A 26958-nucleotide genomic window follows, 5' to 3' on the forward strand; every position below is an offset into this window, starting at 1 on the left:
TTTTCACCTTGTGTGAGCTTTCCAACGGAAGCATTTTAAACTTACTCATTAGACTAAAATACTTTAAAATGAATGCTTTTGTGACTTTTGTGGTTATATAATAAATTAATCGGCTTATTCAGGTTCTGCAATTCCCAGGAAAATGACCACTCCGTCACCTCCGGGGTTATCAAAAACATCTACAAGAGCTGACGGTTTCCAGTTGTTCATGCACCAAAGATTTCCGGCGCCGTCAATATTTGTTGAAGTCAGTCTCATAATCGGCTGATAGCACTGCATTTGTACCCCTTCGTGTTTGGGCTCATTCAATTTTGGTTTACGCTGAGTACCATATAAAGGATATCCGTTAGCTAAAGTAACCTCAGAACCACCCGTAGGAAGAGTAAGCAGCATTGCTGTTTCCGGTTTTGCCGGGTCACGAAGCATAGTTACTCCAAAAGGCCCCTGCATATCCAGCGCAGGATTATTCTTAAAATCTGTTTCATGACCAAAATTGGCTAGAAAAACGCTCTGTTTTTTATCTATTTTAACTCCCCAGGGAGCATAGGTATTGACATCGTAATATCTCTTAACAGTTGAAAGGTCATGGCTAAGAACTGTAGCCCGGCTGCTGCTTACACCTACCACAACAACATCACCATCACCATTTATTGCAATCTGGCGAAGCGATTCATAACCTTCCTGCTTATTGGCACTTTCAGAATAATTGCTAAACCAGCTATTTGTTACCACCAATTGATTTCCTTCAATTGTAACTTTATAAACTGCTGAAAAAGCACAGTTTTCAGGAACATCTTTATCATAATTCCCGATACAGGAAACATATGCACTCCCTTTATGATCAGGAATTACATCAAATATTTTCAAATAAGGGGTTTGCGTGGGTAGCGGAGGTAAGTCTGGTGACTTTTTTACAGGAAATTCATTACAGATAAGGGTTAGTGCCTCTGTGGGACCTTTCCCAAAGTCATCATCTTCCGGTTTTAGATAAACAACTACTGCGCTCGGTTTGTTTTCAAAAGGATAAACTCCCGGATTGGCAGGTGCAAAAGGTTCCTGACTGCCCACTGAAGCTATCCAGAGGTTTCCCTGATTGTCATATTCCATTCCCTGAACCCGGGAAAGTCCTAATGTAAAACCGTTGGAAGGACTTACGGGTTTTCCATCTTTATAATAAAAACGGGAGATACTTCCTTCTTGCGGATTGTTATATTCTGAACCCCAGCCGAAGTTTCCGAAGGAAATATATTTTTTATCCGGGCTAATTGCAGCTCCAAAAGCTACTCCAAGCAATCCACCGCCCTGAACCGGAGAAAAATCTGCAGGTGTAGCATCGTATTTGTAAACAGGGCAATGTGTTCCGGAATCTGGAGAACCGGCGCGGAAGTTATTGGCAATCCACGCATTATCATCTGCATCAAAAACAACAAATGCCGCACCACTAGGAAGAAAGTTCTTAGCTCCTGAAGAATTACTTTTTAAAGTAAGGGTCCAGTTATTGGGAATTTTTTGATCACCAGTCATATTTTTCATCGAGATCAATGAATTGGTGTAAATTTCATCCAATCCAATAAGCATTTGATAGATATTGCCAGCATTATTACAGGGATCATGTAATACATTTCGAATGGCCTGAAGGAAATTTTTGTTTGATTCAGAAGGTTCATGCCAGGCATAATCCAGAAACTGTCTGTAAAAAGGCTTTCCTGTGCTGATGACTGGGTTTGTTAAAGAATAATAGTACAAATTACATAAAGAGTTGAACATCGGATAACTGTTCGTTTCAAAGCCATTCGGTGATGTACTGATCATATCTCCGATGGCTCCTTCCGTTTTGTATAGATTCTTCTTCATTCCATAAGCGATTTTCATATTTCGCTCGGTTCCTGTAATGTGAACTGTTCCATTATCATCTACTTTTGCCATACGTGCAAATGCATAGATTGAAGCGATGGAGGATTCAGGATTCACAATAACAGGAGCAGTGACATCAGGAAGATAGAATGTTGCCAATAAACTCAAGGGTTCGCCTTCAATTTTATATATAGTATCTTCAATTATATATTCATGTACCCAAACGGTTACAGCGTAATATTCGGATTCTGCATTCTTAATTTCAACACTGAAAGTATTGTTTTCAAATGAGGTTTTGTTATTAACAGCACCAATAAAATTTTCAACAATTCCAAAAACTTGGAAACTTCCTGAAGTGATGGTTATATTTTTCACTTCAACACTGAATTGAACGGTTTTTGTTGACATAAGCAAATGGTTAATGAGTTCAGTTAAAAATTTATTAACCAAATGTCGGGATAAAGGATTGAATTTTGTTCAGTAGAAATACGGTACTGAAATGGTTGCTAAGGACTTATTAGATTAAAAAGGAAGAATGAAAATTTTAAACAGGTTCAATAATAAAAAAAGCATCTCAAATTGAGATGCTTTTTCCTATTTTTTAAAGTTCTTTTCTTAATCTTGCTACAGGAATATTGAGCTGTTCACGATATTTTGCAATCGTTCTTCTGGCAATATTATAACCCTGCTCTTTTAGGATTACCACTAATGCATCATCTGTAAGCGGTTTTCTCTTATTTTCTTTGCTGATTACTTCCTGAAGATGGGTTTTGATTTCCTTGGTAGAAACCTCTTCACCGTCATCATTCGTTAAGCTGTCTGAAAACAGGTCTTTAAGGTATACGATACCGTTAGGTGTATCTGCATACTTACTTTTCACCACTCTTGAAATAGTAGAGATATCAAATCCTGTAATATCTGCAATATCCTTTAGGATCATTGGTTTCAGAGATTTTTCGTCTCCGGTAATGAAATAATCCTTCTGAAACTTCACAATCGCTGTAATCGTCTGTAATAAGGTATTCTGACGCTGATTAATAGCATCAATATACCATTTTGCAGCATCCAGTTTCTGCTTGATAAATAATGCAGCCTGTTTATGTTCCGATGAATTTTTATCATGGGAATAAGTTGTCAGAATATCTTTATATTCTTCAGAGACTCTTAAAGTAGGTGCATTTTTGCTGTTAAGCATAGGAATTACCAAACCGTCTTTTACCTGAATCACAAAATCCGGAATAATTTCCTGGTTAATTGTAATCGTTTGTGTGTCAAAATTTCCTCCTACTTTTGGAGATAATTTTGAGATCTCATCCAGTGCATCTTTCAGATCTTCTTCTTCAATATCATATTTCTGGATGATCTTGTTGTAATGCTTATTTGTCAAGGCTTCAAACTGATGTCTCAAAATATTGGCAGCTAAAGAAACTGCTTTATCTGAGCTTACTTTCTTTTCAATTTGCAGCAATAAACATTCCTGCAGGCCTCTTGCGCCTACTCCTGATGGATCCAGTTTCTGAACATAGTTCTCCAGAATATCCTCAACTCTTTCTCTAGTTGTGTAAATTCCTTGTGAGAAAGCCAGATCATCAACAATAGATTTGATTTCTCTTCTAAGATATCCGTCTGTATCTAAGTTTCCGATAAGGTATTCTGCAATCTTAAGGTCTTCATCACTGATATTAACCAAGTGAATCTGTTCTGTAAGATAATCGTATAATGACTGTCCCTCCGTTAGAAGGCTTTCGTTGTCAAATTCTTCATCATCCGGAGAATAGTTGCTGGATGCGGTTTTATAGCTTGGCTCGTCGTCATAAATATATTCATTGACGTCGAAATCTGTTTCAATACTTTCCGTACCCTCATCTTTATAAGCTTCTTCAAGGGAAGAATATTCATCTTCCTTAGAATCTTCCTTCGCAATTTCCAAAGCTGGGTTTTCTTCTAACTCTCTCTCCAACTCCTCTTCAAATTCAAGAGTATGAAGTTGAATAAGCTTCATCAACTGGATTTGCTGAGGGGCCAGCTTTTGTCCTAATTTGAGTTGTAAGTGTTGTTTAAGCATATTCTTATTTGCGTTTTAACATAACATATTCTACGAATTTAATAAATTTATTTGATAAAAAATGCATTTAGCATGATTTTTGCATTATACATCCCATCTTAATAAACTATTGAAAAATAAAAAAAGCCTTAACTTGTGATTAAGGCTTTTTTTTATGGTTCTAGAATTCAGCGCTTTTCGGCGTTCTTGGGAAAGGAATCACATCTCTGATATTCGTCATTCCTGTTACGAAAAGAACTAATCTTTCCAGTCCTAAACCAAAGCCTGCATGCGGCACAGAACCGAATTTTCTGGTATCAAGATACCACCAAAGCTCGTGCTCATCTACATGCATATCTGCCATTTTCTGTTTTAAGACATCTAATCTTGCTTCTCTTTCAGATCCTCCAATAATCTCACCGATACCAGGGAAAAGAACGTCCATAGCTGCAACGGTTTTATTGTCATCGTTCAGTTTCATATAGAAAGCCTTGATTTCTTTTGGATAGTCAAATAATACTACCGGGCTTTCAAAATGTTTTTCAACAAGATATCTTTCATGCTCAGACTGAAGGTCAGTTCCCCACTCTTCAATCGGGTAAGCAAATTTTCCTTTTTTGTTTTCTTTCGAGTTCAATAAGATTTCGATTGCTTCTGTATAGCTTACACGCTTGAAACGCTTCGCTATTACATTCTGAAGTTTTTCGATAAGACCTTCTTTTGCTCTTTCTTTTTCCGGTTTTGTTTTCTGCTCTTCTGCAAAACGGTTGTCTAGGAACTCAAGATCATCTTTACAGTTATCCAATACATACTGGATTACATATTTTAAGAAATCTTCCGCAAGGTCGATATTGTCTTCAAGGTTGTTGAAAGCAACTTCCGGCTCAATCATCCAGAACTCCGCAAGGTGTCTTGTGGTGTTAGAATTTTCAGCACGGAAAGTAGGTCCGAATGTATAGATTCTTCCTAATCCCATTGCTGCAGTTTCTCCTTCAAGCTGTCCTGAAACGGTAAGGTTTGTTTTTTTACCGAAGAAATCCTGTGCAAAATCAATTTCTCCCTCTTCCGTTTTCGGCATATTGTTCAGGTCAAAGTTGGTTACCCCGAACATTTCTCCCGCTCCTTCTGCATCTGCTCCTGTAATAACCGGCGTGTTGATGTAGAAGAATTGGTTTTGGTTGAAAAATGAGTGAACAGCAAAACTTACTGCATGACGCACTCTGAACACCGCTCCGAAAAGGTTTGTTCTGAATCTTAAGTGTGCCTGCTCACGAAGTTTCTCAAGGCTGTGCTTTTTAGGTTGAAGAATCGTATTCTGAAGTTCTTCTGTAAAGTTATCTCCTAAAATAATGATCTTTTTAGCAACAATTTCTACAGATTGTCCAGCTCCCTGGCTTTCTACCACTTCACCTACTACTTTCAGAGAAGAAGCCGTATTAATTTTCTTGATAATCTCTTCATCAAAATTTTCAAAATCAACAACTATCTGCAAATTATTTATCGTAGAACCATCATTAAGCGCAATAAAGCGATTTGCACGGAAGGATCTTACCCATCCGTAAACGGTAATGTCATGATGTAATACTTTCTTGTAATCCTTTAGGATTTCTTTGATCGTTTGCTTTTTCATTTGTTGATGATAAATTTTTTATATAAAAATTAATGTCTGCAAAGTTACAAAAAAACAGCGCAACTTGATGATTGCGCTGTCTTTAAAAATCATTTAACAAGTATTTAAACTTTCAGTTCAGGAAATTTACCTGTTCATCTTCATCCATCTCTTCATTTTCAGGTTACATTTCCACTCAATATTGTCCTGAACTTCAATAAAATCCGCATTGACCCTGAGTGAACACACTACACTATCACTTTTAGAAAGAATAAATTTTACTTTATTCTGAGTTTTCATGGAATTAGTTTTAATTTATTGAAATGGTTATTAGTTTTTAAGTAACAATTTTATGGTAAACTGCAGGTCATGAATCCATCTATTAAACTATACTATACTTTTAAACACTGTGGATGGATTCTGCGGATTTGTTTTACTTATTGATGATTTTTAAATAATCACTACACTTTTATATTTCTAAATTTCTAAACAAATACTTCATTATTTACATTTTATTTTCGTGGTTATTATTCTGTTTTTATCCTTTTCATTATTAATTTTTATGATACAGTTTCTGATTTGACTTTTTAATTAATCAACAGTCTGGAACTGATATCTTGTACTGTGCACATACAAAATAAATGGTTGTGTTTTTACCTGAAGCAAAGATGCAGTAAGGAAAACAAGGACACAAGTATATGGTTTATAGATTCATAAATTTATATACCTAAAATCATGAATCTATAAACAATAATTAAATGAATACCAGTAAATTAAACCTAATTTGAAGACATATTTTCAATTTCTTTCAGATAGATAGAAAGAGGGGTTCCGGTTCTTTTTTTGAAGGCTAAAGTGAAAGCCTGTTCGTTATTATATCCTAATTCTTCAGCGATAAAAGGAATTTTGTAGGACCTGAATTTTCTGTCAGTGGCCAATCTGCTGATGGCATAATCTATACGGAGATCGTTGAGATATGTTGCAAAATTTTTCCCTTTGTAAGTATTGATAATTTCCGAAAGATATTTAGAGTTTGTTTTTATTTTTTTGGCAAGACTTCCCAGTGTAATTCCTTTATTCAAAAACTGGTCTTTGCTTTCAAAGATGTCTAATTCTTTTAAAATGGTCTGGGCAATATCTTCAGAAACAGTTCTGGATGTTTTGTCTTCAGAATTTTCCGTATTTTCTACCGGAAGAGACTCAGCCATAATTCCTCTTTGGGTTTCAGATTTCTTATCTGTTCTATTTTCATTAACAGACTGAATCAGATCCTGAGCAATCTTTTTATAGTTCTTTTCGGATTTTTTGTATTTAAAATAAACGTTGATAAACAGGAGATGTGATATCAATAAAAGGCTCAGCACAATATAAAAGAGGCTCTTTCTTTTTGTAAGTTCATTGGTAATGCTTTCTTTCTCCTGCTGTAATTCCGGAGTATCATACCTTCTCGGAAGTTCTCTGGAAATATATCTGAACTGGGTATCCAGAACCTGATCAACCTTTAAAAACCGTTCTACATAATACAGTTGTTTTTCCTTCGCATTGTTTTCCTTATAATAATCAATCAGATAGGTATATACATCTCTCAGCTCAGGATAGATATAATTTGTTTTAAGAACCATGGAATCGATCTTCCTGAAAAAGTCTACTGCTTTTTCTTTTTTCTGAAGTCCGGCATAGGATTTCCCTAAATATAAAAGAGTATAATTATGGTTTCTCTTACTGCCATTATTCTTGGTAAAGAAATATTTTTCACATTCCAATAAGCCATCAATCGCTTTCTGGTAGTTTTTTGAATGAAGATGATAATAGCCCAGCAACCCAAGGTTTTGATAATAACGGTAAACATCCTTATTCTTTCTGGAACCCTGTAAACCTTCCTTTATCAATATATAAGCAGAATCCATTTTATTGGTCTCTATATAAGCATCTGCCAGATTCAATTTGAGAGAATTTATCTCTGCCTCATTCATATAATCGGTATCGTAAGCGTAGTGTCTCAGTACTTTTGCAGTCTCCGCGTGTTTCCCTATATAATTGTTGAGATAGGCAATACTGATATGTGCCATGGCAATCTGCCTCTTATTTCCTTTTTCTTTTGCATATTTCAGCCCCAGGATATAATTGTTTAAGGCTGCCTGAAGATTATCAGTCTTGAAATACAGGTTTCCTCTTAACAGGTAGATTCTTGCCGGATAGGTATTTTCTTTTGAATTCTTGGTGATGTGTTGTAAGCTGTCAAGATATTTCAATGCAATGGGTAAATCTTCGTCAAATTGAAGCATAACATACCCTTCAGCAATCTGAGTGGTATTGTTTTCGGATTTTGCCTTTTTAAGATAAGCATTGGCAATACTTTTTATACTGTTTTCCTCTCCGGCATGGGCGTTATAGAATTCTTTTTCCAATTCTTTATACGTCCGTTTTTCCAGAGTATTTTTTTCTGTATTATGGGTCTGTGCGTGAAAAAACACATTCCCTATCATCAAAAACAGTAGTAAACATTTTATTTTCATCATTCATCCGAGCTATATTACAAAAATATTATTTTTCTTCAGTAGATACACCACTGCTTTTGCTTTTTTCAGCTATTAGTCGATATTTTCATTAAAATCAATGCTGATAAGTCCATAAAAAGAGAGTACAAACGGATAATTGCACTCTCTTCAAAAATTATTTCCATTCTACTCTGCCTTCAAGATAATACACTCTTCCATCACTTTCATAAAGAAGATCATATCCCTGAGATGTCAGATAAAAATGACAAACCTTTGTTACTCCGTTTCTATCTTTAAAATCTATCACAGCAGGACACATTTTTGCATGATCCATTTTTTTCACAATCAGATCAAAATGCTTCTGGATATTTTTTCGGCTGTAAAGGGACAGCATCCGGTCATCAATAAAGCGGATATATTTAAGAGATGAAAGCGGGTAAGTAATTATTTCAAAGGGGTTTCCCACAAGTTTAGCTGCATTTTCGTTAAAAAAATTCGTGATTGAAAGGCTATCCTGGGTAATATTTTTTACCACACTTGATTCATATCTTTTTCCATCTGTAAATTCCATACTGTAGATGGCTTCCATTTTAATAGCAAAACCTTTCCCTGATTTTCTTAAATCTTTAAGATCTGTAAATTCTTTTCCTTTTTTGATCACAATCAAAACATTTCCTTCTCCAAAATCACAGTCATAATATTTTTTATAATCAAAAGGTTCTTCTGTATTCACATTCAAGGTATCATTGTTCTTATTTTGTGAAAAAACACAGGTGGAAAGCATCAGTAAAAATAATATCAGTTTATAATTTTTCATGATTTAATTATTTAAGGGTTCAACATCATTTACTTAATTTTTTGAGATATTGGTAGTGTGAAATCACGGCATCCACAATACTTTTCTCGTGATATGGAAAGTTGTTTCTAAGCGCAGCCTTTCTGATTGCCGGAGTAATAATGGTATAAACCGTGTGTGGCAAACCGGGGAAAAGATGATGAGCCGCATGGGAATTGAATCCTCCAAAAATCCAGTTGGCCAATCTGCTGGTTGGATGATAATCAAGAGATACGGCTAACTGATGTTCATAATAATCATAAGGAAGATAACCTTCATCATCAGCTTGTGGAAAATCTGTTTCAAGACTCAGGTGAGAAATAATCAAAGTCAGCACAAAGAATAGTGAAATCGTCACATGCATAATGATGAAAGAGATGAGAATCGTTGTCAACGGAATAGAAGTAAAAAGAACAGGTAAAACCAACATATAAGTGAAGTAAACTAATTTTAACAGGATAACTTCCGCTACAGACATCAATGAATGGGACTGATTTCTAAGGTTGGCCAGCTCTTTTTTCCTGACATAAATAAAATCTTTGATCACAATCCAATGTAAAGTGTAAAAGCAATACAGCACGGTAGCATAAAAATGTTGATAGGCATGGATTCTTCTTTTGGGATGATGCTCAGACAGACGTAAAAAAACATTATCATCAATATCCGCATCGCAGCCATCCACATTAGGAAACACATGATGGGATGCAATATGTCTTTTTCTCCACAATCTGGCATTCACTCCCTGCAGATTGAATGTGATATAATAAATGATCTGATTCACTTTTTTATACCTGGAAAATGTATTGTGTACGCAGTCATGAGCAGAATTAAAGGCCAATAATATCCCTGTAAGACCTAAAGCAATATAATTCAAAGCTACCAGCCAATTCTTATCTTCCATATAAGGATTGAAAAGATTGGCATACAAAAGCAGAAAACTCATAGAATAAAACATAAATTTTATAATCATCAATCTACCTGCCTTTTTTGTCACTTCATCTGTAAGCAATACTTTCACCTCTTCACGCAATTCTGAATAAAAAGGAGAGGTTGCTTTTTTAAATCTTATTTTAGGTTTCATAATCACTTTTTATTTACTTTCTGTTTCTTAAAATTCCAGTTGATCAGAGGAAGTTTTCTCTTCCCGTTCTCATTCCATCCGCCAATCTGTACTCCTCTGAAATCATCACATTTATTATACAACCCGATTTGTATTCCTCTGCATTTCTTTCCAATATTGGCCAATGGCGCTACAGAAACACCTTTCATCTCATGATGCAGATTAAAAAATGGAGAGACAGCCACGCCGTTGGTCACTGCATACGTATTGATATTACTTGAAACATTGATCTCCAAACCATTTGTAACGGTAGGTTCCATATTGATCAGAGACAATTGAAGTCCGTTGATCATATTCATCTTTTCACGGGGAACTACTACATAATCATTATTATCTGGTAATTGTAGGTTGAAAAGCATCAACGGAGGAAGAAAAATACCCAGAAAATTGAATCCCATTCCCAATCCGTTTACTTTTTTAGGCTTAAAATGATCTTCCTCATCATAATATTTGAATAAAACTCCATTGACATTTCTGACATTCTTTGAGGGTGAAGCTCCGATCAATCTCGGTTTCAAAGAATCAACTTTTAAACTGTCTGAAGCATAAGCCAGACTATGGAATAAAAGAACTATTGTAAATAAAATTCGTGTTTTCATAACTCGTTATTTTAAAATTATAGTTCAAAATTATCAGCAGAAGTTCCGGTTTCGAATGTGAAAAAAAATTAAAAAAAATACTACATTTGTGAAAATCACAAAACTATGCACCAGGAAGCTCTACTGAAGGAAATCCGAAGAAAAATCGGGGAAAGATCTTTAAATGATGAGATTGCCAACATCCTTAATATCAGTTATGATGCGGCACACAGAAGAACTTCTTTGAAAGCTAAGTTCAGTTTTGAGGAAGCACTGGAGCTTGCCAAATACTATCAGATCTCATTGGATCAGTTTCTGGGAACAGAAAATCAATTGGTCGTTAAAAGAACACAACCAGTAAGAACCACCGAAGACCTTTTAAACTATTTCGAAAACTCGCTGAAAATTCTAAACGTTTTTCAGAATATCACCAACTCTAAAGTATACTATTCTGCAAAAGACATCCCGTTTTTTTATACCATTTCAGATTCAATGCTTTCACGTTTTAAGTTCTATGTCTGGATGAATTTATTGAATCAGGATAAATTTTTAAGTCCTTTTCATGAGTTTACTATGGAATATCATTCTGTAAAAAATGACATGCTGAAAGATCTTTATGATAAACAAAATGTAACAGAAATCTGGAATGACACCACCATTATGAGTGCTTTGAGACAAATTTCATTTTATTATGAGATGGGATTATTAAAGAAAAATGAGGTGGATCTTATTCTTGATGACCTAAAAAAATTACTGGAAGGGCTGGAAATTAAAACACTGGAAAAAACTAATTTTCAGATATATGTCAATGATTTAGTAATTTTAAACAATAGTATTTTATTCAAAAACGAGCAGCAATGTTCTTTTTTTGTTCCTTTCAGCATGTTTGGATATATGATGACCAATGATAAAATCACCTGTGAAGATTCTCTGAGCTATTTTGAGCACCAGATCAAGAACTCCAGATCACTGAACGAATCCGGAAACCGGGAAAGGAAAATGTTCTTTAATAAAATGTATGAACAAATTGACCAATTAAAACAAGATTTATCATGAATACGCTTCGTAAAGGCGAATATTTTGGAGAAACCAATCAAATGGTCAATTTAGAAGGATTGACAATCACCGATACGGAGTATACGCACCCTTATGTAGACTGGCATTATCATGAAAATGCTTATTTTACTTTTCTTCTTCAGGGAAATATGACGGAAGGAAATAGAAAAGAAACCTATGGCTGTTCTGCAGGAACATTATTATACCACCATTGGGAAGATCCACATTATAATATTAAGCCAGATATCTTTACAAGAGGTTTTCACATTGAACTTTCACAAAGCTGGTTTGACCGTTTTGACATTCAGAGAAATAAAGTGGAAGGCAGTTTTAATATAAAAGATCCCGCTTTAAAATTACTGGTTTATCAGATGTTCAAAGAAACCAAAACCAATGACTTATCTTTTGATCTGGCTGTCAATCAGCTATTATTACATCTGTTCAGTCAATTGACCCATCAGAAAGAAAGCACTAATAGAAAACCAATTTGGGTAGGTCAGATCAATGAGATCTTACATGAAAGTTTTACAGAAAGCCTGAATCTTACAGAACTTTCTAAAACTTTGAACATTCACCCTATTCATCTCAGCAGAGATTTTCATAAATATTTCCACTGCAATCTTGGTGAATATCTCAGAAAATTAAAACTTAATAAATCACTTGAACTACTCACTTTACCCCATTCTTTAACGGATATTGCTATGGAATGTGGCTTTTCAGATCAGAGTCATTTTATCAGATGTTTTAAAGAAAATATCGGGATTACACCTTTGAAATACAGGAATCTTCTGAAAGTTTAAAATATATCTGCAAGTAAAGGAGACTGTCTCAAAAGTATCATTCACGATTTGGATACATCATTCCCCGATTTGGATACATTTTCCCTTCTGTAACTTTTCATCTTTGTACCATCATTTAAACAAAAAAATATTTAAAAAATGGAAACAAGAAAAGTATGGTTCGTGACAGGAGCATCAAAAGGCTTAGGATTCGAGTTGGTAAAAAAATTATTATCCGAAGGATTTCAGGTTGCTGCCACAAGCCGTACCGTTGAATCCCTGATCTCAACCCTCGGAGAAACTTCTGAAAACTTCCTTCCGCTTAGCGTAAACATTACGGACAATAACGATATAAAATCTGCCATTGCAAAAACGGTTGACCATTTCGGAAAAATAGATGTAGTGGTCAATAATGCAGGCTATGGTCAAATAGGAACACTGGAAGAACTTACGGATGAAGAGGCAAGAGAAAATTATGCAGTGAATGTTTTCGGAACATTGAATGTAATCAGAAATGCCATGCCTTATCTTCGTGAGCAAAGATCAGGAAACATCTTCAATATTTCTTCTGTTGGCGGATATTCGGCTAATTTTCCGGGTTGGGGAATTTACTGTTCTACAAAATTTGCTGTTGCCGGATTTACTGAGGCTTTGGCTGAAGAAGTAAAAGATTTTGGAATTCATGCTACAGTGGTGTATCCGGGATATTTCCGTACAGACTTTTTAAATAAAGATTCTGTGAAAACACCTGCCAATCCTATTCAAGCCTATGAAGCGGCAAGAAATTCTGAACAGGCCCATCTTAATGACATCAACGGAAATCAGCCTAATGATCCGGAAAAGGCAGCTGATGTACTGATTCAGATCAGTAAAGAAAAAAATCCACCGGTACATTTATTATTAGGTGTAGGAACTGTGGAGTTTCTGAATAATAAGATTGATATTTTAAAGAAAGACGCTGAGAAATGGGAAAGCCTGACTGTTTACACGGCCATCTAACTTTGTAATTATATCCTTCGGCTTTGTTTATTAAGAACAGAATCGAAGGCTTTCTGACACAATCTATTAAACCTTTTATAAAAACAACTAACTTCGCTATTATGAAACAACCTGTCCGTTTTAATTCCATTTCAGATTTTCATGCCTTCTGTGGTCTTCCTAATCCTGAACATCCGCTGATCAGTTTGATGGATTACAGCAAAGTCCGGTATGTAATAGAGGATAATGAATTGAAGTGGATTCAGAATTTTTATTCAATTGGCTTGAAAAAAAATGTCAATCCAAAGTTTAATTACGGGCAGCAGCAATATGATTTTGATTCGGGAGTATTGTGCTTTGTTTCTCCTCAGCAGTTTTTAAGCCTGGAAATAAGACAGGATGTTGAAGTAGAACCTACCGGATTTTTACTGTTGATTCATCCCGATTTTCTGTGGAATACTTCGTTAACCAAGAAAATAAAGTCTTATGATTTCTTCAGTTATCAGGTAAAAGAAGCGCTTTTTCTTTCCGATAAAGAAGAGAGAATTATCGTTGATATTCTTAAAAATATTGAACGTGAATATCAGGCAAACACTGATAAATTCACGCAGGAACTGATTATTTCACAGATTGAATCCTTATTGATTTATTCTGAACGTTTTTATGAGCGACAGTTTTTCACCAGAAAAAAATCCAGTCATGAATTGCTGCATAAATTCGAAGATGTTCTTTCTTTATATTTCGAAAGTGGAAATCTCCTGGAAACCGGAATTCCATCGGTAAAAACTATTGCTGAGCAAATGAATATTTCGCCCAATTATCTGGGAACATTACTCCGCTTACACACGCAGCAAAATACCCAGCAGCATATTCAGAATAAATTAATCGATTCTGCTAAAGAACGTTTGAGTACTACGAGTTTATCTGTAAGTGAAATTGCTTATGAACTAGGGTTTGAGCATCCTCAGTCATTCAGTAAGCTCTTTAAACAGAAGACCAATCAGTCTCCGGGAGAATTTAGAAAGCTGTTTAATTAGAATGTAAATAAAGCGGATATCAATAAAATTCAGGATAAAAATAAATGACAATGTTAATTTCATTCTATTTTACCATAAGGAAGTTCAGTATTTTTGTTTAAATACTTTTTTTAAGATGAGACCTATCCTATTATTGATCTTTACTTTCACATTTTATCTTTATCAGGGACAAAATAAAAACATTACCACTCCTGAAAAAATTGAAAATCCCATTCAAAAAAAATATACTGGAAAAATTGTTTTCCTTAACAAAACTGTTGCTCTTGAAAATTTGAAGGATTCGGACTTTCTTAGTTCTTCTCTATTTCAGGAAAACGGAGATCTTGGTATTCATGCTTTTTTTGACAACTCACTTATCAATTACCTACATCAGCTTGAACCCAACTGGACGGTTGATGAACTGATTAAAAACGGGAATTATCAATTCTCATTTTATGTAGATGGAACGCTGATCTATAAAGAAAACCTCAATACAGGTGCTGGTACTGCCGATAACAAAAAAGTCAAAACTTCATTGCGAATTCCTCTTCTCAGCAGTAAAAACGAAGATTCATGGGGAAGATATTTATGGATGCGTTTCTATATGTCTCATAACGGAATTGATGCTCTGGCAGAAGGAAATCATACCTTAAAAATTGAAGTGCGCCCGTATCTCAATGCTTCTACACTCAAGATAGGATCTGTTATCGCAGAAGGGCAAATCACCCTCAATGTACCTTCACAGAATATTTCAGAGCAGCAGATTGCTATTCAGCCTATCCAACCCAACAGCGGATGGAAAGTTTCTCAGGAAAAAATCAACACGCAAACCATCAGAAATCTGAATAAGAAAGTTGCAGAAACCAGGTTTAAAAACATAACCGGAATTGTCATTGTAAAAGACGGAAAATTGCTTCTTGAGGAATATTTCAACGGATCCGGAAGAGATTCTGTGCAGGATACCCGCTCTGTAGGAAAATCGTTTTCTTCGGCATTGACGGGAATTGCTGTGAAAGAAGGATATATAAAAAGCGAAAATCAATACCTGAAAGAGTTTTACGATCTGAAACAATTTAAAAATTACTCCTCTCAAAAAGAGAATGTTACGATAAAAAGTTTATTAACAATGAGCTCCGGATTTGAAGGAAACGATGAAAATTCTGACTCTGCCGGAAATGAAGAAAATATGTATCCTACCGAAAATTGGGTGAATTTCACATTGGATCTGCCAATGACAGAGAATACTCCAGGAAAAAACTGGAATTATTTCACTGCCGGAGTTGTGGTAACCGGAGATATTTTGGATAAAACAGTTCCTCAAGGCTTAAAAAATTATGCCGATAAAAAGTTATTTCAGCCCCTTGGAATCACCAATTATAAATGGCAGTTTACTCCACAGCAAAAACCTTCTCTGGCTGGAGGACTGCGTATGAAAGCTCTTGATTTTGCAAAATTCGGGCAGCTGTACAGCAGTAATGGAGTTTGGGATGGAAAAACGATTTTGAGTAAAGACTGGATTAAAAAATCTTTTACCAATTATTTCCCGGACCGTCAGGATTTTGAAGGCTATGGGTATTTATTCTGGAGAAAAGTTTATACTGTGGGAAATAGCAGTTATGAAGCTTTTCAATCCAGTGGAAATGGTGGAAACAAAATCATCATCTTCACCAAGATACCTGTTGTAATGGTAATTACCGCACAAGCTTACAATAAACCTTATGCCCACTCACAAGTTGAAAAAATGGTACAGGAATATCTTTTACCCGCCTTGATGATGGATAATCAATAATTGCAATAATAAAGTTTCAGATAATAATAGAAATATTGACGGAGTAATCGCTTATTGTGATTACTCGTCTTTTTTAGATGGAACCAGGAATACGTCCATCAAGCCTTCCGGCAGCTGCATTTTAATGAATCGCTCTTCTCTGTTAACTTCCAGAATCCAGTCTTTGATCAAAGGAATTACAATTTCTCTTCCTTCAAAACCTAAAATGAAATAATTCTGTGCCGTCTGATCGTTTATCGAACGGATTACTCCACATTCATTATTGTTTTCGTCAAGGATGTCATACCCGATGATCTCGTGGTAATAGAATTGTTTTCCTGAAAGCTTAGGCAGTGAAGCAAGCGGAAGGTAAACATTTTTACCCAACACCTGATCTATGATAGCCTCAGAAGAGTTTTTGAATGCAAGATTCAGAGCATCAAGTTTGCTCCATGATGATCTTTCAATAAAAAATGGAACCAATAATCCGTTGATTTCAACGAATATTGATTCCAATTTATTGTAAAGCTCGGGTTGATCGGTATCCAATTTAAGGATCACGTTACCCGCAAGTCCATGTCTGCGTGTGATTTTACCTAAAAAATAGCAATCTTCTTTACGCATAACAGGGTTTGTTCTTAAGCTTCAGTGTTTTCTTCAGTTTCAGCAGCAGGAGCTTCTCCTTCTGTAGCTTCAGCAACAACTTCTTCAGCAGGTGCGTTAGCAGCCTCTTCAGCAGCTTTAGCATCAGCGTCAGCTTGTGCAGCAGCAGCAACTCTAGCTTCATTTACTTTTACCTCAGCTTCTAAAGCAGCTTTCTTAGCATCAGCTTTAGCAGTTGCTAAACCTTCTACTTTACCTTGTACTTTAGAGTCTTTAGCGTCTACCCAAGCATTGAATCTTTTTTCAGCTTCAGCTTCATCAAAAGCACCTTTAGCTACACCACCTTGTAAGTGTTTTTTGTAAAGAGCACCTTTGTAAGATAAAATAGCTCTAGCAGTATCAGTAGGCTGAGCACCGTTGTTTAACCACTCTACAGCGGAATCAACGTTCAATTCGATAGTTGCCGGGTTAGTAATTGGGTTGTAAGTTCCTAGTTTCTCGATGAATCTACCATCTCTTCTAGCTCTAGAATCTGCAACCACGATGTGGAAAAAAGGTTTTCCTTTTTTACCGTGTCTTTGTAATCTGATTTTTACTGACATAATGTTTGAATTTTACGGGAACTCGTCCCAGTTAAATATTTAAGAGTGCAAAGATAGTAAAAAAGTTTGAAGTAAAAAGCTACAAGTAAAAAGTTTTATAAATTCATTTTTTTCAGAAGCCGGGAACCTGCTCTCGTTACTCGCTTTTTTCTTTTAGAAAGAAAAAGAGCTTAAACAAACCACTCGATCAGGGCTATTTATTCCAAGCTACCCATGTAAAATAATCCCAGACACTTCTGGTTTTCTTCAATAGTCAGAGAATCTTTCAACTCATCTACAATTTTGGGAGAACTCCAATAGCATCCGATATTATTGGCCGTACAAGTAAGATACATGTTCTGAACCGCCATTGAAACAGCTGCTATTTCTTCCCACTCAGGAACCATTCCGCTGAAATTGACAACAATAGAAACGACAACATTCGCTTTATTGATCTTAAAACCAATATCATTGTATTTTTTTTCTAAGAAAAGCTGTTCGGGTGTAATTGCTTTATAGATAGCCTGCATTTCTGAGGCCAGCTGTGCTTTTTCTTCTCCTTTGAATATTTTAAAACGCCAGGGTTTTGTCCGTTTATGATTGGGGGCAAAGGTGGCAGAGTTTAAAATCTCCTCCAAAACTTCCTGAGAAATTTCCGTATCTGTATAATCTTTTGGAAAAATACTTCTTCTTTCCTCTATGATTTCTTTTAAGATGGATGCTTTATTCATACCTGCAAATTTACAACATGGAATTCAATCTCTTTCATTTAAAATGTTAAGTATTTGCCATCTGTATACGATTTCATAAGCTTTATAATCACTTTTACAGTACTTCCACGATCTTCTGATGGATTTTATTTAAAGTAAATTCATCACCTGGTTTCATGCCATTCATTTTTTTGGCCATGGGACTTTCGGGGGAGATTGCATAGAACCGGTCTCCTTCGAAAAAAAATTCCCCTAATGACACTGATATATAAAACCGGGCCTTGTTGGTGATCACCAGCGAGCCAAGCTGCACTCTTTCTGTAGCGGTATTCAGGACTTTTGCCATATTTCTATTAAGATCATTCAAAGCACCCAGCTGTCGCTGCATCTGGTAAATTTCCTCCTGCATTTCTTCTCTCATACTATCATATTTCGGAGTTTTTTTGATGTCACGGCTCGCTTCCAGGGTAAACTCGATAAAGTTTTTAAGCTTTTCAATTTTCTCTGCAATGGTAATTTTCACAAAGTCTCTGATATCACTTTTTTCAAATACAATCTTCTCCATACAATCGATTCTTTATATAAAGATAATATTTTTGAATAATATTTCTTAGGCTTATCATAAAATAACTCTTACAAAATAGATCATTATTTTAAAAAAATTATTTTTAGCTTTGCCTTTCTAAAACTAAAAATCATGTTTAAAGCACCATTTTCATTTGATGGGAGAATCAGAAGGACAGAATATGGATTGTCCTATCTTCTATATCTGGTATTTTCCGTACCATTCAATATTTATTTTCAGAGTAACGAACCATCAGCGGGTGTTACTATAGTTTTCTTTCTTTTACTGATTCCATTTCTTTGGTTCCTTATTGCACAGGGAGCAAAAAGATGTCATGATAGAGGAAATTCCGGTTGGTATCAATTAATTCCTTTCTATGGTTTATGGATGTTATTTGCGGAGAGCGACCACGGACCCAATGAATATGGACCTAATCCTAAAGGGGAAGGAAATTATAACTCAATCAATGAGATTGGCAAAAAAGAATTATAATAAAAAAGCCTTGTAAATTTTACAAGGCTTTCATTTTATTTTTCAGCAAGTTTCTTCAGGTCTCCGAGTCCCTGACTAAACATTTTATCCATATTGCTATTCATCATTGGCTTCATAATCTTCATCATAGCGTTCAGTTCATTATCAATCATCCAGGTCACTTTCGTTCCACTACCTTCAGGAGTCACAATGAAATTGGCTTTCATATCTCCCTCAAACGGTTCTATGAAGTGAAGTTTTGTTGCCATTTTCTGATCCGGTACAAGCTCAGTAATGGCCTGTTCTCCTTCTCCCACATTTTTATCTCCTTTCCAGTGATAAGAATCTCCTACTTTATCTCCGTCTCCGGAATAGGTAATGACAATGTTTTTATCAGCTTTGGAAAAAGGATCCCATTGATTGTAGCCTTTTAAAGTACCTACATAAGGCCATACTTTTTCTTTTGGAGCATTGATGACAATAGATTTTTCATAATGGTAATCTTTACTGAAAGCCAGTACTGCAACTACAGCATAGATGATAGCCAGTACAATGATGGCACCGATGATTTTTAAGAGTGTTTTCATAGTCTATATATTTAAGGTTATTTATTTTAAATCTGTTCTCAAAATTAAATATTCCCACATCACTCCCACTTTCCATATGACAAGATTATTTAAAGATAAGTATTTTTGTCATAACTTGTGAGTAAGGCATTATTTTTGAGCGTTTCAGCTGTGATTCCCAATGAATCGTTACATTTACCTTATATAAAAAATCAAAAAATGAATATTTTAACAGAAAAATTTATCACTCCATATCATTCAGCTCCATTCAGTGACATTAAAAATGAAGATTATCTTCCGGCATTTAAAGAACTGATTCAAAAATCCGAAGCCGAGATTGATGCTATTGTCAACAATACTGAAGCACCTACTTTCGAAAATGTTATTGAAGCATTGGCGTATTCCGGGGAACAGCTGGATGTGGTTTCAAATATTTTTTTCAACTTAAATTCTGCAGAGACCAGTGATGAGATCCAGCAGACTGCTCAGGAGGTTTCTCCGATCTTAACAGAATATTCTTCAAAAATATCTCAAAACGAAGCCCTTTTCAACAAAATCAAGAAAGTATATGATGAAAAGGACAAATACAATCTTAACGAAGAGCAAAAAATGCTTTTAAATGAGACCTACAAAGGTTTTGTGAGAAGCGGAGCCTTACTGAATGACCAAGACAAAGAAACATTAAAGAAAATCAGCATGGATCTTTCTTTAAAATCTTTACAGTTTGGGCAGAATGTTTTGGCTTCTACCAATGCTTATTTTAAGCACATTACCAATAAAGAAGATCTTGCGGGAATTCCTGAAGCTATCATTGATCAATATGCAGAGGAAGCTAAGGAAAGAAACCTTGAAGGCTGGGTAGTCACTTTACAGTATCCAAGCTATATTCCGTTCATGACGTATGCTGAAAACCGTGAACTGAGAAAGGAACTGGCGTTATCAAATGGTAAAAAATCCTTTGATGGTGGAGAATTTGACAACCAAAATCTGATTAAGGAACTTCTTCATCTGAAACAGCAGAAAGCTGAACTTATCGGGTATAAAAACTATGCAGATTTTGTTCTGGAAGAAAGAATGGCTAAATCTCCGGTAAAAGTTTTTGATTTCTTAAACGAACTTTTAACCAAAGCAAAACCTTATGCTGATAAAGAAATTGAAGAATTAAAGTCTTTAGCCAAAGCTGACGGAATTGAAGAAATGCAGGGCTATGACCACACATTCTATGCTGAAAAACTTCGTAAACAGAAATTTGATCTTAATGATGAGGAATTAAAACCTTACTTCCCGTTAAACCAGGTACAGGAAGCCGTATTCGGATTGGCTGGAAAACTTTTCGGACTTACTTTTGAGGAAAGAAATGACATTCCGAAATACCACGAAGATGTAAAAGTATACGAAGTAAAGGAAAACGGAACCTATAAATCTCTGTTATACGTTGATTATTTCCCAAGAAAAGGGAAAAGAGCCGGCGCATGGATGACCAGCTACAAAAATCAGTATAAACAAAACGGTGAAAATTCCCGTCCACATATTTCAATCGTTTGCAACTTCAGCAAACCGACAAAAGATACCCCTAGCTTACTGACATTCCAGGAAGTGACTACATTGTTCCACGAATTCGGACACGCCCTTCACGGAATGATGGCAGATACCCAATATCCTACGCTGTCAGGAACTTCTGTAAAATGGGATTTTGTAGAACTTCCATCGCAATTTCTGGAAAACTTTTGCTATGAACCTGAATTCTTAAAAACATTCGCCAAACATTATAAAACCGGTGAAGTATTACCTGATGAAAAAATTGAAAGGATTGAGCAGTCTAAAAATTTCATGGAAGGCTATCAAACCTTAAGACAGCTAGGTTTCGGACTTCTGGATATGAACTATCATACCAAAGTTGGAGAGTTAGAAAATGAAAGTATAAAGGATTTTGAGGATAAGTATACCAAAGCGACAACGCTTTATCCTTCCAATTCTGAAACAGCAATGAGCCCAAGTTTCTCCCATATTTTCCAGGGTGGATATTCTGCTGGATATTATTCTTATAAATGGGCGGAAGTTCTGGATGCAGATGCTTTCCAGTACTTCAAAGAAAACGGAATCTTCAATCCTGAAATTGCAGCCAAGTATAAAATCTTGCTTTCTTCAGGTGGAACGAAAGATCCAATGGAACTGTATAAAAGTTTCAGAGGCAGTGAGCCAAAAGTGGAGAGTTTGTTGAAAAGAGCATTTGGATAACCAATAAAAACTGATTTTAGATCAGGAAAAAGAAAATACAAAAGAACAGCAATTGCTGTTCTTTTTGTTTTATTATTACGCATACTGTACTTTATGAAATTTTGTACATTAGTCGATCAATAATCTCAAATTTCACATGACCATCCAAGAACAGATCAAAGACTATATCAACAGCCAGCCTGAAAAGAAACGCAATGATATGCAGGAACTGCACCACATTATTCTGGAACTTATGCCGGAATGCCAACTATGGTTTCTCGATGGTAAAAACAGTGAAAATAAAACGGTTTCCAATCCCAATATCGGATATGGATTCTATACCTTACAATATGCTGATGGAAAAACCAGGGATTTCTATCAGATCGGAATGAGTGCCAACACCACTGGAATCTCAATTTATGTTCTCAATATTGCTGATAAGACCTATCTGAGCACAACCTATGGAGATAAAATAGGGAAAGCCAGTGTAACCGGATATTGCATTAAATTCAAAGCATTGAAAGATATCAACATTGAAATCCTGAAAGCTGCTATACTGGATGGACTTAAGTAATATATTTCTGAGTAAAAATATCTTTTAACTTTGTCATTATGGCAACAATCAAACAGCTTTATACAACCTTAGACGAACGCAGACGTCCAGAAGATGTTGCAGAAATGATCGTTAATATCTTAAAAAGCGATCTGAAAATTCAGGAACATGCTATTTTAAGTAAAGCAGCCAAACTTTCTCTGAATAAAAATTTCTATGGATATACCTCGATGCTGGAAACTTTTGGAATAGCCATCGGAGCAGGAAAGCAGATCAAAAAAGCGACTGAGATTTTTAAAATCAATGAAAAAGAAAATTCAGGGTATAACAATGTGGATGAAATTGAAGCTTTTCTAAAAGAAGTTTCTCCGATTATACACAAAGATATCGGACAAAATGATTTCAGAAGTGACCGCCTCAATAAGGATTTGAGAAAACTGGCTGGACTGGATATTTCCAAGCGGAGTTACAATAAAAAATGGAGACTGTTGAAACGAATTGAGATCAGACTTCAGAAATTTATTCAGGAATCAAAAAAAATCGAGCTTCAGAAAATTGCCAAGCATGGGCTTTCTCATACTATCAGCTTTGAAGATTTCTCCATTGATATGAATACCGCCTGTTTTATTGCTTACTTCAATGCGCGCAGCAATCTGAGAAGCACCTTTACCAATCAAAGTCAGGACAAGCCTTTTGATGAAATATGTGAGATGCTTTTCAACCGATGTAAACAAAATCCGTCACAAACAAATTGGTCAGCTATTTCTTATATCTACTCTTCTGAAGAAGTTTTACAGCATTTGACAGATGAACAGAAAGGAAATTTATTAGGAAGATGGACCGTTATTCTTGAAGAAATTTCAGAATTTCTGAAAACACTTTGGCATGAAAATGATATCTACCGAAAAACCATGGCTGTAAAAAAAGGAAATGATTCCACCACCTGGAATAATACAGCAGGAGCCTGGAATAAAGCCAGGGATAACTGGATGAATCTGATTTATGCCCTAGGGCTCGATTCTGTTCTTGACGATCTTTGCTTTGGAAAAGTGATGCGTCTGATGGCTGCCGATGTTATCGCATGGCACTTATCTTCCGGTGGTAAGATTGATCCCAATACAGAAGTGTGGAATAATGTACCTTTGCCCTGGGAAGTTTTTCAGGAAAGAATTTTTTGTAATAAGGAAACCATTGTCAATGCTTGTAATGAAGCTGGCATAGATCCTGAAAAATCAGGATGGATTGCACCCCGTACTCATAGAGTAAGTCCATTCAGACCCACTCCTGAACTGGTACATGGTGTAACGGTTTCAAATCCTTTTTTAGCAAAGGTTTTAAAACAGAATAAATATTTTTCAGGAAAAATCTGAAAGAAAAAATAAAGGATAGGTTAGCTCAGTGGCAGAGCACCCGGCTCTTCACCCGGGTTGACGTAGGTTCGAGCCCTGCATCTATCCTGATATCTGATATAGCTCAGTGGCAGAGCGCCCGGCTCTTGGACCGGGAGGACACAGGTTCGAGCCCTGTTATCAGACCTAATAACACAATAATGAACAGAAAATACGAATCTTTTTGTTCTAAGAAAGTTAAATTTGTACAGGAAACAAAACAAGCATCCATTCTATAAATAATGAGTACAATCACATCAAGATTAGAAAACGTAAAAAAACTTCAGGCTAAAAGATGGGAAAATGAAGACCATTGGGACACTTTGAATGATTTATTAGTCAAAGAATTAGATGAAATTTTATTGATTGAACCTGAAAACACTTCAGCTTTAATTAATATTGGTGCCGTTTATTCCGATATGGGAGAAAATGAAAAGGCTCTGGAATACTTAAAGACAGCTTTAAACTTAGGCTCTAAAGACAAAAACCTGTTTGTAAACCTGGCCATTGTACTTGTTTATATGGAAAAGCATCAGGAAGAATATTTAGAATATCTTGAAGAAGTTGAAGATAAAACTGAAGATCCACTTACTTTTAAAGCTTATTTTGATCCTCAAGCCCAATAGAATCCTTCTCAATTAAAATTTTAAAATCATGTTACTAGCCATATTACTTCCCTTTTTATCCTTTATCGTCCGTGGAAAAGTTCTCACCGGGATTATCTGCCTGATTCTACAGATCACTCTGATAGGATGGCTTCCTGCCGCCATATGGGCTGTTCTTTCTTTAAACAATGACAGAGCTGATCAACGTAATGACAGGCTGATAAAAGCAATGCGCAAAAACCAAAGGTAATTCAGCTATTCTCAAAACCGTCTGATATAATTGTCGTAAATTTACAGTACTGGAATAATAAAAACTCCTTTGACTGAAAGATTTTCAAAGTCTGAAACGCGTTAGTTTACTATCACAAGAACCGTCAATCTTTATGCTATGAAAGAAAATAAATACGACAATCCGTCATTTTTTGACCAGTACGAAAAAATGCTCCGCTCACAGATAGGATTGGAAGGAGCTGGAGAATGGCACACCTTGAAAAATATGCTTCCGGATTTTCAGGGAAAGAATATTCTTGATCTGGGCTGTGGTTTTGGATGGCACTGCCGTTATGCCATAGAAAATGGCGCAAAATCTGTGATAGGAATTGATCTTTCGGAAAGAATGCTTGCAAAAGCTCAGGAAATCAATAATCTGGAAGGAATTCAATATGAAAGAAAAGCTCTGGAAGAGGTTGATTATCCTGCTGAAAAATTTGATATCATATTGAGTTCACTCACATTACATTATGTGGAATCATTCGATACTATTGCTCAGCATATTTACAAATGGCTTACCTCCGGAGGATCTTTTGTATTTTCAGTAGAACATCCTGTGTTTACTGCTGAAGGTGGCCAGGACTGGGTCTATGATAAAAATGGTGAAAAAATCTGTTGGCCCGTTGATCGGTATTTCATGGAAGGAAAAAGAAACACTACCTTTTTAGGAGAAAATGTGATCAAATACCACCGTACCTTAACTTCTTATTTAAACACCCTATTAAAACAAGGCTTCAACATCAAAGAGATTATTGAACCGGAACCGGGTCAGGAAATGTTGAAAGAAATCCCAGAGATGAAAGAAGAACTCCGCAGACCGATGATGTTATTAATATCTGTTGAAAAATAGTTTTGAACTGACAGACTGATCAATTACTCTGCGTGGAATCTCCTGGTTTTTAGAAAGATTCATAAGTGATTAAAATGTATATTTGCTTCATTGTCAATCACAGAATATGAAGCTTTTTACTTTTTTCTTCATTTTTATTTTTTCAATGAATTGTCCTGCTCAACAGTATAGCAAAGAGCTGGATCAGTATTTCACAGCCCTAACAGATCTGAAAAATTTCAATGGGAATGTAAAGATTGCTAAAAACAACACCGTTCTTCTGGATAAAACCTATAATATTCAGGACGCAGGTAAAGCATTAGAGGTAACTAAAAGCAGTAAATTCATTATCGCATCGGTTTCCAAGATTTTTGTAAAGTATGGAATTTTGAAACTGGTTGAGCAAGAAAAACTGAAATTATCGGATACCCTCAATAAATACATTCCGGATTTTCCCAATGGTGAAAAAATTTCTATTGAACAACTTTTATTTCATCAGTCCGGGCTTCCAAGGGAAATCAAAGATTATGAAAAGTATGACCATCTGAGTCTTGAAAAAATTATAGAACTGGCCAAAAAGGAAACGCTGCAATTCGAGCCGGGAACCCAGACTTTATATTCAAATGTCGGATACTTTATCCTGCACTCTATCATTGATAAACGGTCTGATAAAGGATACTGGAATTTTATTCAGACTGAAATCATCAAAAAATATAAATTAAAAAATACAGGTGAGTTTAATACCGCTCAAACATTATCTGATTTCGCTTATGGATTTTCGGGTGAAAATGGTAAAATCATTCCTGTCGCACATACCAACATCAATCGATTTGAAACTGGAAATTATTTTTCTACTACTGACGATTTGTACAGCTTCAGTCAGCAGCTTATTTCCGGAAAGAACCTCAGAAAAGACCTTGTTCTGAAAATGTTTGGAAAGAACAGCCAACTGACACAGGCAGGAGGCAGGCCCGGCTACAGAGCTTATTATTATCAGGATCTGAAATCGGGAATTACCTTTATTTTCACTTCCAATTTTACCGATATTCCTTTTCAAAAAGTGACGGAAGATATTATTCATCTTTTGAATGGCCAGTCTTATACGATTCCTCAAAAGATTAACAAAAAAGCAATTGAAGTTCCTGATGAAGTTCTTAGGCAATATACTGGAAAATTTGCCCTTGAAGCTGATCAATCGCAAGTTTTCAATGTTATTTTAGAAGATCATTTTTTATATATTCTCGACAAAGATGGTGAAAAGACCAAAATCTATCCTGAATCATCAACTTCTTTTTTTGATAATCCTCAATCCGAAGATGGTTATCTGTTTTTAAAGGGCAGCGATCAGCAATATTACCTGATCATTATTTCAACCGGTGTTAAATTAAATACCAAACGAATACAATAATCAAGTGCAAATCAATTTTGAAAAAATTTAAAACACAAATAACTATATTGTATAACA

General features: G+C 35.6%; 26 protein-coding genes and 2 tRNA genes. 15 read left to right on the forward strand and 13 right to left on the reverse strand.

The genetic code is table 11. The features are described from left to right. Positions 1 to 114 precede the first annotated feature (114 nt). The 8 genes from AC57AW_RS21000 to AC57AW_RS21035 all read right to left on the reverse strand — a co-directional run bounded on the left by AC57AW_RS21000 (position 115) and on the right by AC57AW_RS21035 (position 10559). Positions 115 to 2262 carry an NHL repeat-containing protein gene (locus tag AC57AW_RS21000; protein ID WP_496353445.1) on the reverse strand — a complete coding sequence of 716 codons (2148 nt, stop codon included), beginning with the start codon at positions 2260 to 2262 and terminating at the stop codon, positions 115 to 117. Between the two features lie 193 nt (positions 2263 to 2455). Further along, the gene (rpoN, locus tag AC57AW_RS21005; RefSeq protein ID WP_318846756.1) at positions 2456 to 3919 is read right to left on the reverse strand and encodes an RNA polymerase factor sigma-54; all 1464 of its coding nucleotides are present in this window, start codon (positions 3917 to 3919) and stop codon (positions 2456 to 2458) included. Between the two features lie 160 nt (positions 3920 to 4079). Continuing rightward, a complete protein-coding gene (asnS, locus tag AC57AW_RS21010) occupies positions 4080 to 5528 on the reverse strand; it encodes an asparagine--tRNA ligase (RefSeq protein ID WP_318846755.1) in 1449 nt (482 codons plus the stop codon). Between the two features lie 126 nt (positions 5529 to 5654). Further along, positions 5655 to 5807, reverse strand: coding sequence for a hypothetical protein (locus tag AC57AW_RS21015; RefSeq protein ID WP_496353446.1), 153 nt, complete (start codon positions 5805 to 5807; stop codon positions 5655 to 5657). A 479-nt stretch (positions 5808 to 6286) separates the two neighbouring features. Next, positions 6287 to 8026: a helix-turn-helix domain-containing protein gene (locus tag AC57AW_RS21020; RefSeq protein ID WP_496353447.1), complete on the reverse strand. Its 1740-nt coding sequence runs from the start codon at positions 8024 to 8026 to the stop codon at positions 6287 to 6289. Positions 8027 to 8180: 154 nt separating this feature from the next. Beyond that, a complete protein-coding gene (locus AC57AW_RS21025; RefSeq protein ID WP_496353448.1) occupies positions 8181 to 8822 on the reverse strand; it encodes a hypothetical protein in 642 nt (213 codons plus the stop codon). Positions 8823 to 8847: 25 nt separating this feature from the next. Then, complete coding sequence (locus AC57AW_RS21030; RefSeq protein WP_496353449.1) at positions 8848 to 9921, reverse strand: fatty acid desaturase family protein; 1074 nt, start codon at positions 9919 to 9921, stop codon at positions 8848 to 8850. A gap of 2 nt (positions 9922 to 9923) precedes the next feature. Beyond that, entirely contained in the window at positions 9924 to 10559 is a 636-nt protein-coding gene (locus tag AC57AW_RS21035; RefSeq protein WP_496353450.1) for an LA_2272 family surface repeat-containing protein, read from the reverse strand. Positions 10560 to 10664: 105 nt separating this feature from the next. Here AC57AW_RS21035 and AC57AW_RS21040 point away from each other — a divergent pair, with 105 nt between their 5' ends. The 5 genes from AC57AW_RS21040 to AC57AW_RS21060 all read left to right on the forward strand — a co-directional run bounded on the left by AC57AW_RS21040 (position 10665) and on the right by AC57AW_RS21060 (position 16156). Further along, the gene (locus tag AC57AW_RS21040; protein WP_496353451.1) at positions 10665 to 11594 is read left to right on the forward strand and encodes a helix-turn-helix domain-containing protein; all 930 of its coding nucleotides are present in this window, start codon (positions 10665 to 10667) and stop codon (positions 11592 to 11594) included. Continuing rightward, a complete protein-coding gene (locus AC57AW_RS21045; RefSeq protein ID WP_496353452.1) occupies positions 11591 to 12394 on the forward strand; it encodes a helix-turn-helix transcriptional regulator in 804 nt (267 codons plus the stop codon). The genes AC57AW_RS21040 and AC57AW_RS21045 overlap by 4 nt, the downstream gene beginning before the upstream one ends. A gap of 138 nt (positions 12395 to 12532) precedes the next feature. After that, on the forward strand, positions 12533 to 13372 hold the full coding sequence (locus tag AC57AW_RS21050; RefSeq protein WP_496353453.1) for an SDR family oxidoreductase: 840 nt from the start codon (positions 12533 to 12535) through the stop codon (positions 13370 to 13372). A 101-nt stretch (positions 13373 to 13473) separates the two neighbouring features. Then, positions 13474 to 14388, forward strand: a complete 915-nt coding sequence (locus tag AC57AW_RS21055; RefSeq protein WP_318846747.1) for a helix-turn-helix domain-containing protein — start codon at positions 13474 to 13476, stop codon at positions 14386 to 14388. A 115-nt stretch (positions 14389 to 14503) separates the two neighbouring features. Continuing rightward, on the forward strand, positions 14504 to 16156 hold the full coding sequence (locus AC57AW_RS21060; protein ID WP_496353454.1) for a serine hydrolase domain-containing protein: 1653 nt from the start codon (positions 14504 to 14506) through the stop codon (positions 16154 to 16156). A gap of 60 nt (positions 16157 to 16216) precedes the next feature. On the opposite strand, the gene rimM is transcribed toward AC57AW_RS21060, so the two are convergent. The 4 genes from rimM to AC57AW_RS21080 all read right to left on the reverse strand — a co-directional run bounded on the left by rimM (position 16217) and on the right by AC57AW_RS21080 (position 18594). Further along, a complete protein-coding gene (gene rimM, locus AC57AW_RS21065) occupies positions 16217 to 16759 on the reverse strand; it encodes a ribosome maturation factor RimM (RefSeq protein WP_318846745.1) in 543 nt (180 codons plus the stop codon). A 14-nt stretch (positions 16760 to 16773) separates the two neighbouring features. Beyond that, positions 16774 to 17340, reverse strand: a complete 567-nt coding sequence (locus AC57AW_RS21070; RefSeq protein ID WP_318846744.1) for a 30S ribosomal protein S16 — start codon at positions 17338 to 17340, stop codon at positions 16774 to 16776. Positions 17341 to 17537: 197 nt separating this feature from the next. Beyond that, entirely contained in the window at positions 17538 to 18050 is a 513-nt protein-coding gene (locus AC57AW_RS21075; protein WP_496353455.1) for a nitroreductase family protein, read from the reverse strand. Between the two features lie 94 nt (positions 18051 to 18144). Next, positions 18145 to 18594 carry a hypothetical protein gene (locus tag AC57AW_RS21080; RefSeq protein WP_496353456.1) on the reverse strand — a complete coding sequence of 150 codons (450 nt, stop codon included), beginning with the start codon at positions 18592 to 18594 and terminating at the stop codon, positions 18145 to 18147. A 132-nt stretch (positions 18595 to 18726) separates the two neighbouring features. Here AC57AW_RS21080 and AC57AW_RS21085 point away from each other — a divergent pair, with 132 nt between their 5' ends. Continuing rightward, a complete protein-coding gene (locus tag AC57AW_RS21085) occupies positions 18727 to 19086 on the forward strand; it encodes a DUF805 domain-containing protein (RefSeq protein ID WP_496353457.1) in 360 nt (119 codons plus the stop codon). A gap of 35 nt (positions 19087 to 19121) precedes the next feature. On the opposite strand, the gene AC57AW_RS21090 is transcribed toward AC57AW_RS21085, so the two are convergent. Further along, positions 19122 to 19652: an SRPBCC family protein gene (locus AC57AW_RS21090; RefSeq protein ID WP_318846739.1), complete on the reverse strand. Its 531-nt coding sequence runs from the start codon at positions 19650 to 19652 to the stop codon at positions 19122 to 19124. 198 nt (positions 19653 to 19850) lie between these two features. Between AC57AW_RS21090 and AC57AW_RS21095 the strand changes: the two genes are divergently transcribed. From AC57AW_RS21095 to AC57AW_RS21135, 9 genes are all read left to right on the forward strand, one after another. Further along, complete coding sequence (locus AC57AW_RS21095) at positions 19851 to 21869, forward strand: M3 family metallopeptidase (protein ID WP_496353458.1); 2019 nt, start codon at positions 19851 to 19853, stop codon at positions 21867 to 21869. A 136-nt stretch (positions 21870 to 22005) separates the two neighbouring features. After that, entirely contained in the window at positions 22006 to 22422 is a 417-nt protein-coding gene (locus AC57AW_RS21100) for a DUF1801 domain-containing protein (RefSeq protein ID WP_496353459.1), read from the forward strand. Between the two features lie 38 nt (positions 22423 to 22460). Continuing rightward, complete coding sequence (locus tag AC57AW_RS21105) at positions 22461 to 23771, forward strand: hypothetical protein (RefSeq protein ID WP_496353460.1); 1311 nt, start codon at positions 22461 to 22463, stop codon at positions 23769 to 23771. A 13-nt stretch (positions 23772 to 23784) separates the two neighbouring features. After that, a tRNA-Lys gene (locus AC57AW_RS21110) sits at positions 23785 to 23859 on the forward strand. Positions 23860 to 23863: 4 nt separating this feature from the next. Continuing rightward, a tRNA-Lys gene (locus tag AC57AW_RS21115) sits at positions 23864 to 23936 on the forward strand. A 95-nt stretch (positions 23937 to 24031) separates the two neighbouring features. Beyond that, a complete protein-coding gene (locus AC57AW_RS21120) occupies positions 24032 to 24415 on the forward strand; it encodes a tetratricopeptide repeat protein (protein WP_496353461.1) in 384 nt (127 codons plus the stop codon). A 28-nt stretch (positions 24416 to 24443) separates the two neighbouring features. Continuing rightward, complete coding sequence (locus tag AC57AW_RS21125) at positions 24444 to 24644, forward strand: YqaE/Pmp3 family membrane protein (protein WP_318846734.1); 201 nt, start codon at positions 24444 to 24446, stop codon at positions 24642 to 24644. A 138-nt stretch (positions 24645 to 24782) separates the two neighbouring features. Next, on the forward strand, positions 24783 to 25514 hold the full coding sequence (locus tag AC57AW_RS21130; protein ID WP_496353462.1) for a class I SAM-dependent methyltransferase: 732 nt from the start codon (positions 24783 to 24785) through the stop codon (positions 25512 to 25514). Positions 25515 to 25659: 145 nt separating this feature from the next. Further along, the gene (locus AC57AW_RS21135) at positions 25660 to 26901 is read left to right on the forward strand and encodes a serine hydrolase domain-containing protein (protein ID WP_496353463.1); all 1242 of its coding nucleotides are present in this window, start codon (positions 25660 to 25662) and stop codon (positions 26899 to 26901) included. Positions 26902 to 26958 lie beyond the last annotated feature (57 nt).

The organism is Chryseobacterium sp. BGA-UO-ETr-SB22, assembly GCF_059567885.1.